We start from the raw sequence: 11,400 nt of genomic DNA on the forward strand, positions 1-11,400 counted from the left end.
ATGTACAATAAAATCCTTTAGTCTGTATGATAGGATGAATCAAGGACATCTTTAAATTTCAGACAAGAGGAGATGATCGAGTGACATGGCTTATTGTAACCTTTTTGGTTATCTTCAGTCTTTTTAAAATATTGGTCACTTGCCTTCCGAGCGGTGTCGTAGAGTGGCTGACCGGCAAATTTCAAGTTCATGTTAAGCTTGAGGAAGCGAATGTTACAGTGACGTTCGGAGGAGAGCGTTTAGAGGGATCTGACAAGAGTCAATTTATTCAAAACTTTAATGAGGCCGTATTTATGGAGCGGTATTACATCTACCCGGGAGACGAGCCGCTTTTTGTAAATCCGAAAAACGCCGGGACACCGTTTGTTATCGAAACAAAAAGAGGGAAAAACGCTGTGAAGCTGTTGGTTTACAGATACGATGATCATATAGACGTCGTTAAACAATATAAGAAAAAGACGGCCGCTTATTGTCTGCGTTCTGACGGTCTGCAAAAATGCAGGGGGCTCAAAACGGCGGATTTGGTTTGAAAAGCAGGGAAAACCTGCTTTTTTATTATGATATGAAATAAAGCCTGACAGCGCTGTAACCGATCAAAAATAAACAAGCAGCGATCGTAAAGATAAATTCTCCTTTTTTATTCTTTTTCAAAAGAACGAATGAACGCACACCGATGTTCAGTCCAAACAGGATGAATCCCACATTCAAATAAACGGGATTGAACCCGGATGGAATGATGAGAAGAAATATCCCGGCAAGCGTGATATAATGGAATGCTTTTCCAAGCGGCGGTTCTTTTTCCCGCGCTGTACGGCTGTCCATTTCACCATCACCTTTCATTAACAATAAAACCCTTGTATTGAATATTATTCTAATTTAAAATGTGGTTGATGAAAAGTCTTGCAAAGGGAGAAACGCCATGACTATACATATTCAACAGCTTGATGCCCCTCTGAAGCCTGAGTTTGTTGATGAACTGATTAATTTGTGGAATGATAATGCATTGGAAACGGCTGATTGCACATTGGATGATCAAGATAGAGAAATGATACAGCAGCAGCTGAAACAATATGTTCAATCTGCATACGGAGCGGTTTTTGCCGTCGTGAATGAGAAGCAAGAAGCGGTCGGATACGGGCTGGCCTCTATTAAGAAAGATTTGGTCAGCGATTGTCTGAGCGGGCAAATCGATGAAGTGTACATAGCCCCGGTCTATCGAAGAAACAAGCTGGGAAAGCTTGTTGTAGATCGTATGATGGATTGGTTTGAAAGGCATCAAGTGTCTCACGTTCAAGTATCGGTTGATATCGATAATCAATCGGCGCTGCGTTTTTGGGAAGGCATCGGCTTCAGCAGTGAATTTTACCTTTTGACACAATAAATATTTTTAGAATCATGGAGGCGGTGCCCTCACCATTATGACCCGGCCGCCTCGCTAAAAAGCCCCTTTTAAGGGGCTTTTTTGATGAGCTCAGGAGAATTATGATGCGGTGAATTGACGAGAGGCGCGACTTCATACGCTTCCATCTCTTTTGACGCATATGGTTTTAAAAGGCTTTCTAAGTATGCAAGGTCTTGATTTTTCGGATTCAGCCATTCTTTTTCAGCTTGACGATCAAGAATGACGGGCATGCGATCATGAATATCTTTCATTAAATCGTTGGGCATTGTCGTAATGATTGTGCATGTATAGACGGGCTTGCCGCCGGCAGGCTGCCACTTCTCCCAAAGCCCCGCAAACGAAAACAGTCCATTTGTTTTGAGCTTGATCCTCATCGGCCGCTTTGTCTTTGCATCGGTCCGCTTCCACTCATAAAAACTGTCTGCCGGAATGAGACACCTTTGTCTGATCAGCGGCTTTCGAAAGCTCGGCTTCTCAGCCAAAGTCTCAGCGCGCGCATTGATCATTTTATAACCGATTTTCTCATCCTTTGACCACGGCGGAATCAATCCCCACCGCAGCCGCCCTAGACGGTTATGGGAACCGTCGCTGACGACGGCGAGGATGAACTGGGAAGGCGCAATGTTATAACTGGGGCTGTAATCTTCAACCGTCATTTGATCAATCTCGAAACGGTCAATAATCTCATCAAATTCAGAAAAGAGCGTAAACCTGCCGCACATCTTAGTCACCCTTGTTTGTTTATTGAAAGTTTGAGGCTTTTATATATAAATGGCCAACAAGGCCGCTGAAACAGCCATGACAAAGCAGTCATCGCCCGTCATGGCCACGCCGTTTTTGATGAATACGCTGCAGGTCCAGTTGAGCGCCGATCCTTCTGCGGTCCGGTCAATCAGCTTTTTACCCGCTGTGTAAACACATGCTTTAAATAAAGAAAACGAAATGGAACATAAAATAAAGAGCAAAATAAACTTTACCACCAACATCAGCATTGGCTTTTCACCCCGGCATATTTTGTAAGCTCCACCTTCATTTTACCAATAAATTCATATGTTAAAACCATATTCTTGTTTTATTTTATTGACCGACTGGTCAGTAAGCGCTGCAATTTATACTAACCGATTGGTCAATAACGAAAAGGAATGATGATCAATGCCTTTACAGCTTTATGAAAAAGAACAAATACTCGATGCCTGTTTGGAGGTTTTTGCCCGGCACGGCTATGCAAAGACTTCGACCGGAATGCTGGCGGAAGCGGCCGGTATTTCAAAGGCGCTGATTTTTCATCACTTTAAAAGCAAAAAAATTCTGTACTTAACTGTGCTCGATTATTGTATTGAAAAGGTAAAGTCGCGCCTTTCCCTTGATGACCTGTCGTCTTATCATGATTTTTTTGAAGCGAAAGAAAAAATAAGTCTGGCTAAGCTTGAGTTTTTCGCGGATTATCCAAACGTATATAAGCTCACGAAAGAAGCCTTTTTTTCGCCGCCTTCCGAATTAAAAGAAGAAATCGCCGCAAAGTATGGGGAGCAATTTGCCGTTAGAAATCGTATTCTAAAACAGCTTTTCGCAAAAGTTCCGTTGAGGAAAGGAGTCGATCGTGAAGAGGCGTTCGAACTCATCATGGTCATGATGGGGCATTTTGAACAAAAGTTTCTAGCGAAAGTAACGGCTGAGAACGATTATGATCCAGCCTGGAGCAGACGTCTTCTTGAAGAACGAAAACGGTTTTTGGATATGATTCGTTTCGGTATTGAAGGCGAATAAAAAGGGGGATTTCTGATGGGACGCTATGTATTGGGCTTTCATGAGGTCGATCGAGCCGATTTGCCGCTTGTCGGGGGGAAAGGGATGAACTTGGGCGAATTGTCCAAAATGGGCGGCATTCAAGTGCCTCACGGCTTTTGTGTAACCACAAAGGCATATGAAAGGATGATTGGCGAAAACGGCAGAGTCAGTGAACTGATTGATCAGCTGTCACTTTTGAAAGTGATCGATCGAGAGCAGATTAACGAACTCGCCCTCCAGATCCGCAATGGTATTGAAAGGGCCGAAATCGCCGAAGAGATCAAAGAAGCGGTTAAAAGCGCTCACTCAAATGCTGGCGGCGGTGCATATGCCGTCCGATCAAGCGCTACGGCGGAAGATTTGCCTCATGCCTCTTTCGCCGGGCAGCAAGATACGTATTTAAATATAAAAGGAATAGAGGCGATCTTGAAGCATATCAGCAAATGCTGGGCTTCATTGTTTACAGAGCGGGCCGTGATCTACCGGATTCAAAACGGTTTTGACCACCGTAAAGTTCAATTATCGGTCGTCATCCAGCAGATGGTGTTTTCGGAGGCGTCCGGCATTTTGTTTACGGCAGATCCCGTTACATCCAACCGGAAGGTCACCTCGATTGATGCGAGCTTTGCTTTGGGGGAGGCGCTTGTATCTGGTATGGTTTCGGCAGACAACTACAAGGTTCGCGAAGGAGAGATCGTTCAAAAAACGATTTCCGAGAAAAAGACGGCAGTCTATTCTTTGGAAAGCGGCGGCACTGAGGCGCGCGAAGTCGAAGCGGAACGCCGGAAAAAGCAAACATTAACAGATGAACAGATCATACAGCTTGAAGCACTGGGAAGGAGAATCGAAGCTCATTTCGGTTTTCCGCAGGATATTGAATGGTGTCTGGCTGATGGCGAATTTTTCTTTGTCCAGAGCAGGCCTGTAACGACATTGTTTCCTCTCCCGAAACAGAGCGATGACAAGCTGCGCGTCTATATGTCTGTCGGGCATCAGCAAATGATGACAGAGCCGATCAATCCGCTTGGGATATCGTTTTTCGGGTTGATCTCGGGTTATGAGCTGACCTGTGCCGGCGGAAGGCTTTTTATTGATTTATCACACGATTTGGCATCTTTTGCTGGTCGGAAAGTCGTCCTCAGCACGGCGGGGAAAAATGATCCTTTCATGCATAGCGCTCTTGTGAATTTTTTGAAAAGAAAGGAGCTTGTCAAAAACCTGCCTAAAGGGAAGCGGATGTTTAGATTAGGGGCTGAGGGGCTGTCATGGTCGCTGCCTGGTCATGCGCTGAAGATTTACCGGAAAAACGACACAGGTGTAGTCAAACGGCTCATGTCCAAAGCGGAAGCATCCATTCATGAGGCTGAACAGCGATTGAAAAATGCATCGGGTGAAACGTTATTTGCACAGATAGAAGAGGATCAAAAAAACTTGAAAAAAGTTCTCTATGATTCAGAGAGCATGGCTGTGATTATGGTTGGTTTATATGCGGTATACTGGCTCAATCGAAAAATGGAGAAATGGCTTGGTGAAAAAAATGTCGCCGATACCCTTTCTCAATCGGTATTGCACAATGTCACATCTGAAATGGGATTGGCGCTTTTGGATGTTTCCGATGCTGCCAGAGGATACCCCGAGGTTCAGAAATATTTAGCGCATGCCAATGATGAAACCTTTTTCGAAGATCTCAAACAGCTTGACGGCGGTCCCGCTTTTATCAGCGCATTGCGGGCATTCCTTGAGAAATACGGCATGCGCTGCACCGGTGAGATCGATATGACCAAGACGCGCTGGAGCGAACGCCCTTCCATTCTTGCTCCAGTGATTTTGAGCAACATCAAAAACTTTGAACCTGGTGCGCGAACGGTCAAGTTTGAACAGGGGCGATTGGAAGCGGAGCAAAAGGAGAGGGATCTGTTAAGCCGTCTGCAACAACTAAAGGGAGGCAGACAAAAGGCAAAAAAGACAAAGAAGATGATCAGCGTTTTGCGGAATTTTATCGGTTATCGGGAATATCCCAAATATGCTCTGATCAAACGCTATTTTATATATAAGGAAGCGTTGATGAAAGAAGCCGCCGTTTTGCAGCGAAAGAAGCTGATTCAAGCGAAGGAGGATATTTATTATCTGTCTTTTGATGAATTGAGAGAGGCCGTTTGCGCTAATCGTCTCGATGTGAAGAAGATCGAGGAAAGAAAAGCAGAATATCAGCATTATGAAAAATTAACGCCTCCGCGAATGATGACTTCAGAAGGCGAGGTCATCACGGGAGAAGTTCTGGGAGACCACATTCCGGCGGGAGCATTGGCGGGCGTTCCTGTTTCATCGGGAGTCATCGAAGGTAGGGCAAGAGTGATTCTGAAATTGGAAGAAGCCGATATCGAAGAGGGGGATATCCTTGTCACGCCTTTTACAGATCCGAGCTGGACACCGCTGTTTGTCTCAATCAAAGGTTTGGTGACGGAAGTGGGCGGCCTCATGACACATGGCGCCGTCATTGCGCGGGAATACGGGCTTCCGGCGGTGGTGGGGGTTGAGCATGCGACGAAAGAAATTAAAGACGGACAGAAGATCAGGATTAACGGATCGGAAGGCTATGTTGAAATACTCGAATCATAAAAGTGAGCGCAGCTTCAAGCTGCGCTTTACTGTTTATAAAGGTCGGCGGACAACATCCAATCCATCAAATGCTGATACGGATAATAGGTTGTGCCATTTAATTCAATTTTAGGTATGTCAGGATATTTACTCAGCATTTCTTTCGTTTCTACTTTACTTAAACCTAAATAATAATGTAAATCGCCTTCTTTAACTAAATAGGGATAGCCTGAATAACTCCCTTTTGGGTTTTTAAAGTTTTTCAAGCCGTCACCGATAAAATAGCCTAAAGCCGCTAAACCAAGCCCGATCCAAAACAGGTTCATTTCCATGTTTACCATCCTTTTCGCATATTGCTTTATCTGTCATACGAAAAGCGTTGAAAAAAGTTTCAAGGTTAAAGGCTTTGCCGGTTCAGCATCTCATAAAGAACGACGGCATGGTTATGGCGCTCATCCTTTGCACCGTAAAGCAGAATAACGGTTTCGTCCGCAGCCATTTCTTTTAATTCCTTGAAGCTTCTCTGTTTTTCAGGCTGTTGTTTGATTTCATTTTGATAGGCTTCTTTAAACGATTCGAATTTTTTCGGGTCATGACCGAACCATTTTCTTAAATCAGGACTTGGAGCGATTTCTTTCATCCAGCAGTCAAGGTTCGCTTTTTCTTTTGAAATGCCGCGCGGCCACACACGGTCGATTAAAATGCGGCGTCCTTCTGCTTGCTGGTTTTCCTGATAAATGCGCTGGAGAATAAACGGCATTTGGATCACTCCTTCTCATTTTATGATAAAACGGCCGTCTGGAAGGAACAACCTCTATTGAAATGACAATGCCAACATTCCTTTTATTCGATGGAATGTTTTAAAGAACTGTACATTTGGCTGACGCTTTCATCGATTTCATCTCTTGACATCCGCAAGGCTTTTTCCGATCTGGCATAGCCGATTTCTAATCGGCCTTCTTCCAGCCCTTTAAAAATCTCATCGGCAAATTCATCCAAAGGAGCTCCGGAATCATGCAGTCCGACACCGCCCAGATCTGTATTGACCGCGGGAGGAGCGACCTCTATGACCTCAACGCCGGCCTCGGAAAGCTGATGTCTCAAACTCATCGTAAAAGAATGGAGAGCGGCTTTTGTCGATGAGTAGATCGGTGCGATCGCCATCGGTGTAAACGCCAGGCCTGATGTCACATTGATGATCGCTGTTTTCCCCGGTTTTTTGGCAAAGTATTGGCTAAAGAGCATGGCCAGGTGGATCGGTGCCTCCATGTTGACGGTGATTTCTTTTTTGTAGTCAGCCCAATTGTCTATGACATCTGCTTTTAAAATGTGGTAGCGCTGCTGTATACCCGCATTATTCACAAGTACGTTTACGCCAGGGTGACGTTCTTTGACCCATTCAAATAATGCCAGTCGTTCCGTTTCATCGGTTACATCGCATATACGCGTGATCAGCTCCGGATATTTTTCCTTTGCTTCTTTCAACTTGCTTTCCCTTCTCCCGCAGACGATGACCGTATTTCCCGATTTCATAAATCGTTCGGCAAAAGCAAAGCCGATTCCTGATGCGCCGCCTGTGATCAGTACTGTGTGTCCCGACAGTTTCATTGAAATCCCTCTTTTCCGTCAAATTTTCAAACAATAAGTTGAACATCTCTTCTGATCCTATACTAGACCCTTCATTTTCCAAAATGCAAGTATTCCGATTAGACGGTATCGTCCGATTCCATTATCATTGAAAAGTGAAAGGGGTGGAATAAAATGTATGAAACGACTGTCCAAACGTGCTTTGGAAAGCTGAAAGGCAGAACGGAAAACGGTGTCCGTATCTTTAAAGGCGTACCTTTCGCAAAACCTCCCGTCGGCAAGTTAAGGTTTCGGGAACCGCAGCGAATTGAAGCCTGGGAAGGTGAGCGGGAGGCTTTTCAATTTGGTCCGGTTTGTCCGCAGCCTGACAGGGGGTTGCCTGGTGAGTCAACGGGGGTTGAAAAGTCTGAGGATTGCCTTTATTTAAATGTGTACGCACCTGAAGAGGCGGATGGGGATCTGCCTGTTATGGTGTGGATTCATGGGGGCGCTTTTTATCTCGGAGCCGGCAGTGAACCGTTCTATGACGGGACTCAGCTCGCAAAGCAGGGAAAGGTGATCGTGGTCACCATCAATTATCGCCTCGGTCCGTTCGGTTTTTTGCATCTTTCTGCAATTGATGATTCCTACACAAGCAACCTTGGCCTCTTGGATCAAATCGCGGCCCTTGAGTGGGTGAAAGAAAATATCGCTTTCTTTGGCGGAGACCGTCATCATATTACGGTATTTGGAGAATCGGCGGGATCGATGAGCATCGCTTCGCTCTTGGCGATGCCGAAAGCAAAGGGGCTTTTTCAACAGGCCATTATGGAAAGCGGGGCCGCCGCAACATTGTCTGAAAAGCTTGCGAAAGCCGCAGCAGAAAGATTCTTAACGATTCTCGATATTGATCATCATCATCTGGAGCGCCTTTGCGATGTATCTGATCAAGAACTTCTTCAAGCCGCCGATCAGCTGCGTACTTTAATGGGAGAAAATATTTTTGAATTGATCTTTCAGCCTGCACTTGACGAAAAAACCCTCCCGCTGAAGCCGGAGGCCGCCGTCGCGAAGGGTGCGGCAAAAGGAATCGGTCTATTAATCGGAACAAACTGCGATGAAGGCGCTTTGTTTTTTGCCTCTGCTTCGGAACTTTTGCCTGAGAGGAAGATTAATGAGATTTTAGAAGAATACATGGGAAAAGAGGCCGCTGAAGCCGCCGCGCCTCTGTATCCGAGATCATTGAAAGGCCATGTTGATATGATGACAGATCTAGTCTTTTGGCATCCGTCCGTTGTGTTCGCTTCGGCTCAATCACGACATGCATCTGTCTTTATGTACCGGTTTGACTGGCATGCCGATTCGGAGCATCCGCCGTTCAACAAAGCGGTGCACGGCTTAGAGATTCCGTTTGTATTTGGCAATATGGACAGTTTGGAACAGCTGACAGGTACGAAGGCTGGGGAGGAAGCGCATCTGCTTGCTAAACAGATCCAGGCTGCCTGGGTGTCTTTTGCCCGCTCCGGAAATCCGAGCACCGATGATGTCAGCTGGCCTGATTATGATGAAGATTCACGGAAAACGCTGATTTTTGATCAAGAGATCGCGATTGAAAACGACCCGTATTCAGAGAAGAGGAAGCTGTTGACAGCCTCAAACCTGCAGGTTTAGAACAAGCGGCTGACCACAGGTCAGCCGCTTTGGTGGTAGCGTTCGCTTTGAATGGCTTCAAGCGATTTGCCGCGCGTTTCCGGCGCCATACGGAGCCCGATGATCATATGAATGACGAGAAATGCAATCATGACGGCGCCGGCTGTTTTAAAGCCCAATCCCGTAATCATCGCAGGAACGATCAATGAGATGAGCCCGACGCCGATGCGGACGATGAAGAACATAAAGCCTTGGGCGAGCGCCCTGTATTTCGTATGAAAAAGTTCTGCCGCCCACAGTCCGTAAAACGCCTGCGCTCCAAATCCCGCAGAAATGCCCCACAGGCATACGAATAATAAAAGCTCCGTGATGTTCATCGTACCGAAGGTGAGGATGACCCATGCGGCGGTTGCCATGGCTGCTCCTATGCCAAAAAGCGTTTTCCGATTGACTTTATCGCCGAGACGGATAAAGACGAAGTATGTGGACGCCACTGTCAAAATCCATAAAAATGCCTGCAGCAGGTTGGCTTGCGCCGCTGTTAAACCGCCGACCGTCTCATAAATATACGGCATGAAATATCCCATTGTTCCGGCAACAAGGTTCCAAAACGCGTAAATTCCGATAAGGAGAATCATGGCGTGGAGGTTCGCTTTGTTGGTCAACAGCTCTTTGATCGATGCCTTTTCTGCAACTCCTTTTGCTTTGTCTTCAGCTTCTTTTCGCTTTTGCTCCTCCCAGATGGACGATTCGTGAATCTGCTGCTGCAAAATCCACGTGATGACCGCGACAACGAATAATTGCGCAAAAATCAACCGGCTTCCCAGCAAACCAAGCGGTGCCAAGGCAACCGATAGCAGCAGCGTAAGCGCCGGTCCGACCGACCATGCCAGCTGCCCCCAGCCGACGCGTCCGGCGCGTTCGTGATCAGGCGCCTCCTCGGCAATATAAGTCCAAGCAGCCGGAATCGCTGCGCCCACCGCAATTCCCGTCACGATGTAACCGGTTAAAAGCATCGGAAAATTAAACGACAAGGCAATCAGCAAAACGCCAAGCATATAGACTAATAGATCGTACTTGTATATGAATTTTCTCCCGTAACGGTCGACTAAAAAACCGCCGAGAAAAGCGCCGATCGCCGCGCCGAAACCATTTGCGCTTAAGGCGCCGAGAAGCCCGACCCGGGCGTCGTCCAACCCTAAATATTCAACCCATAACGAAAGCCCGCCGGCCCCTGCGACGATTGATCCCGCCTCCAAATAGTTGGACATGGCAACCGTGATCGTCGACTTCAAACTGCCTTTTTTTCTCCCTGGCATGATTCGCTCCCCTTTCAAATCAGAATTCTTTTCTGACAGAAGCCGGATTGATGCGTTGAATGCTGGATTTTTCTTTCGTGAGTCACGCGAATATGTAAGCGCTGTCATTTTCTGGTGATACCGACCCTGCATCCGTTCCAGCTTGCATGCTGTTCCGAATGTTTTTCATATAGTATTACTTTATTCCGAAATCAAAAATAAATCAACATATAAATCAGAATATTCCGTCTGAATATTTTTGTTTTTGTTTGAAAATTTTTCTCGAAAAACTGCCATTATATCAATTTTTTATTAAAAAACCGAAACTTTTCCTCTGGAAAAATAGTATATTTAAACTAAGTATATTTTACTATGAGGAGGAGTCTTTAGATGAGTATATTAAGCAGGTTCAAAGACATTATGGCCAGCAATATTAACGCTTTGCTTGATAAAGCAGAGGACCCGGAAAAAATGGTGGATCAGTACGTCAGGAACTTAAACAGCGACTTAAACAAAGTAAAGGCGGAAACGGCGTCTGTCATGGCGGCCGAGCAAAGGGCAAAAAGAGAACTGGCGGATTGCCGGGCGGAAATCGACAAGCTTGAGCGCTATGCAATGAAGGCATTGGAAGCCGGCAGCGAGGCGGATGCCCGAACATTTTTAGAAAAGAAAGCGATGCTGGAAACGAAGGCGTCCGAATTAGAAACTGCATTACAAACGGCGTCATCCAATGCGCTTCAAATGAAAAAAATGCACGATAAGCTTGTTTCAGATATCGGAGAGCTTGAAGCGCGCCGGGCCGCGATCAAAGCGAAATGGACAGCGGCGAAAACACAGGAAAGAATGAATAAACTCGGTGCATCTGCAGCGAATGCCAACCATTCAATGTCCGCTTTCGGCAGAATGGAAGAAAAGGCCAACCGGGCGCTTGATGAAGCGAATGCGATGGCTGAACTGAACGCCGCTCCTCAAGATGACATAGAAGACCTGAAAGCTAAATATGACAGCCCCTCTGGTGTGGATGATGCGCTTGCCGCACTGAAAGCAAAAATGGCGGGTCAAAAGTCATAACAATTTGAAATGAATAAAGTGAGAGGT

Annotated in this window: 13 protein-coding genes; 6 read left to right on the plus strand and 7 right to left on the minus strand. The window is 46.0% G+C overall.

Features of this window, described 5'->3' with window-relative positions; all coding sequences use genetic code 11:
* The first annotated feature begins 80 nt into the window (after positions 1-80).
* Positions 81-530 (plus strand): YfmQ family protein, encoded by a 450-nt coding sequence (locus MKZ04_RS20305; RefSeq protein WP_341046882.1) that lies wholly within the window; start codon positions 81-83, stop codon positions 528-530.
* Positions 531-555: 25 nt separating this feature from the next.
* On the opposite strand, the gene MKZ04_RS20310 is transcribed toward MKZ04_RS20305, so the two are convergent.
* A complete protein-coding gene (locus tag MKZ04_RS20310) occupies positions 556-822 on the minus strand; it encodes a hypothetical protein (protein WP_025811980.1) in 267 nt (88 codons plus the stop codon).
* A gap of 97 nt (positions 823-919) precedes the next feature.
* Between MKZ04_RS20310 and MKZ04_RS20315 the strand changes: the two genes are divergently transcribed.
* On the plus strand, positions 920-1,381 hold the full coding sequence (locus MKZ04_RS20315; RefSeq protein ID WP_262723264.1) for a GNAT family N-acetyltransferase: 462 nt from the start codon (positions 920-922) through the stop codon (positions 1,379-1,381).
* 68 nt (positions 1,382-1,449) lie between these two features.
* Here MKZ04_RS20315 and MKZ04_RS20320 read toward each other — a convergent pair whose 3' ends face one another.
* Together MKZ04_RS20320 and MKZ04_RS20325 are read right to left on the minus strand one after the other, a co-directional pair.
* A complete protein-coding gene (locus MKZ04_RS20320; protein WP_262723265.1) occupies positions 1,450-2,124 on the minus strand; it encodes an SOS response-associated peptidase in 675 nt (224 codons plus the stop codon).
* A 39-nt stretch (positions 2,125-2,163) separates the two neighbouring features.
* A complete protein-coding gene (locus tag MKZ04_RS20325; RefSeq protein WP_020450373.1) occupies positions 2,164-2,394 on the minus strand; it encodes a hypothetical protein in 231 nt (76 codons plus the stop codon).
* A gap of 160 nt (positions 2,395-2,554) precedes the next feature.
* Between MKZ04_RS20325 and MKZ04_RS20330 the strand changes: the two genes are divergently transcribed.
* Positions 2,555-3,169, plus strand: a complete 615-nt coding sequence (locus tag MKZ04_RS20330) for a TetR/AcrR family transcriptional regulator (protein WP_026578969.1) — start codon at positions 2,555-2,557, stop codon at positions 3,167-3,169.
* Positions 3,170-3,184: 15 nt separating this feature from the next.
* Positions 3,185-5,809 (plus strand): phosphoenolpyruvate synthase, encoded by a 2,625-nt coding sequence (ppsA, locus tag MKZ04_RS20335; RefSeq protein WP_149169526.1) that lies wholly within the window; start codon positions 3,185-3,187, stop codon positions 5,807-5,809.
* A 26-nt stretch (positions 5,810-5,835) separates the two neighbouring features.
* Here ppsA and MKZ04_RS20340 read toward each other — a convergent pair whose 3' ends face one another.
* The 3 genes from MKZ04_RS20340 to MKZ04_RS20350 all read right to left on the minus strand — a co-directional run bounded on the left by MKZ04_RS20340 (position 5,836) and on the right by MKZ04_RS20350 (position 7,396).
* Positions 5,836-6,120: a hypothetical protein gene (locus MKZ04_RS20340; protein ID WP_020450376.1), complete on the minus strand. Its 285-nt coding sequence runs from the start codon at positions 6,118-6,120 to the stop codon at positions 5,836-5,838.
* A gap of 65 nt (positions 6,121-6,185) precedes the next feature.
* Positions 6,186-6,548, minus strand: coding sequence for a DUF488 domain-containing protein (locus MKZ04_RS20345; protein WP_035337100.1), 363 nt, complete (start codon positions 6,546-6,548; stop codon positions 6,186-6,188).
* 83 nt (positions 6,549-6,631) lie between these two features.
* A complete protein-coding gene (locus MKZ04_RS20350) occupies positions 6,632-7,396 on the minus strand; it encodes an SDR family oxidoreductase (protein WP_035337097.1) in 765 nt (254 codons plus the stop codon).
* Positions 7,397-7,549: 153 nt separating this feature from the next.
* On the opposite strand from MKZ04_RS20350, the gene MKZ04_RS20355 reads away from it, so the two are divergent.
* Positions 7,550-9,025, plus strand: a complete 1,476-nt coding sequence (locus tag MKZ04_RS20355) for a carboxylesterase/lipase family protein (RefSeq protein ID WP_105979238.1) — start codon at positions 7,550-7,552, stop codon at positions 9,023-9,025.
* A 20-nt stretch (positions 9,026-9,045) separates the two neighbouring features.
* On the opposite strand, the gene MKZ04_RS20360 is transcribed toward MKZ04_RS20355, so the two are convergent.
* Positions 9,046-10,323: an MFS transporter gene (locus tag MKZ04_RS20360; protein ID WP_026578966.1), complete on the minus strand. Its 1,278-nt coding sequence runs from the start codon at positions 10,321-10,323 to the stop codon at positions 9,046-9,048.
* A 369-nt stretch (positions 10,324-10,692) separates the two neighbouring features.
* On the opposite strand from MKZ04_RS20360, the gene MKZ04_RS20365 reads away from it, so the two are divergent.
* Positions 10,693-11,373 carry a PspA/IM30 family protein gene (locus tag MKZ04_RS20365; protein ID WP_149169527.1) on the plus strand — a complete coding sequence of 227 codons (681 nt, stop codon included), beginning with the start codon at positions 10,693-10,695 and terminating at the stop codon, positions 11,371-11,373.
* The last annotated feature ends 27 nt before the right edge of the window (positions 11,374-11,400 follow it).

The sequence above is a fragment of the Bacillus sp. FSL W7-1354 genome, assembly GCF_038002405.1.
In the GTDB taxonomy this organism is placed as follows: Bacteria; Bacillota; Bacilli; order Bacillales; family Bacillaceae; genus Bacillus; species Bacillus paralicheniformis.

What these genes read in the sequence shown, in the direction of transcription:
- MKZ04_RS20320 (WP_262723265.1), bottom strand. Translation starts at nt 2,124, where the DNA reads ATGTGCGGCAGGTTTACGCTCTTTTCTGAATTTGATGAGATTATTGAC.
- MKZ04_RS20315 (WP_262723264.1), top strand. Translation starts at nt 920, where the DNA reads ATGACTATACATATTCAACAGCTTGATGCCCCTCTGAAGCCTGAGTTT.
- MKZ04_RS20325 (WP_020450373.1), bottom strand. Translation starts at nt 2,394, where the DNA reads ATGCTGATGTTGGTGGTAAAGTTTATTTTGCTCTTTATTTTATGTTCC.
- MKZ04_RS20340 (WP_020450376.1), bottom strand. Translation starts at nt 6,120, where the DNA reads ATGGAAATGAACCTGTTTTGGATCGGGCTTGGTTTAGCGGCTTTAGGC.
- MKZ04_RS20365 (WP_149169527.1), top strand. Translation starts at nt 10,693, where the DNA reads ATGAGTATATTAAGCAGGTTCAAAGACATTATGGCCAGCAATATTAAC.
- MKZ04_RS20310 (WP_025811980.1), bottom strand. Translation starts at nt 822, where the DNA reads ATGGACAGCCGTACAGCGCGGGAAAAAGAACCGCCGCTTGGAAAAGCA.
- ppsA (WP_149169526.1), top strand. Translation starts at nt 3,185, where the DNA reads ATGGGACGCTATGTATTGGGCTTTCATGAGGTCGATCGAGCCGATTTG.
- MKZ04_RS20345 (WP_035337100.1), bottom strand. Translation starts at nt 6,548, where the DNA reads ATGCCGTTTATTCTCCAGCGCATTTATCAGGAAAACCAGCAAGCAGAA.
- MKZ04_RS20350 (WP_035337097.1), bottom strand. Translation starts at nt 7,396, where the DNA reads ATGAAACTGTCGGGACACACAGTACTGATCACAGGCGGCGCATCAGGA.
- MKZ04_RS20355 (WP_105979238.1), top strand. Translation starts at nt 7,550, where the DNA reads ATGTATGAAACGACTGTCCAAACGTGCTTTGGAAAGCTGAAAGGCAGA.
- MKZ04_RS20330 (WP_026578969.1), top strand. Translation starts at nt 2,555, where the DNA reads ATGCCTTTACAGCTTTATGAAAAAGAACAAATACTCGATGCCTGTTTG.
- MKZ04_RS20360 (WP_026578966.1), bottom strand. Translation starts at nt 10,323, where the DNA reads ATGCCAGGGAGAAAAAAAGGCAGTTTGAAGTCGACGATCACGGTTGCC.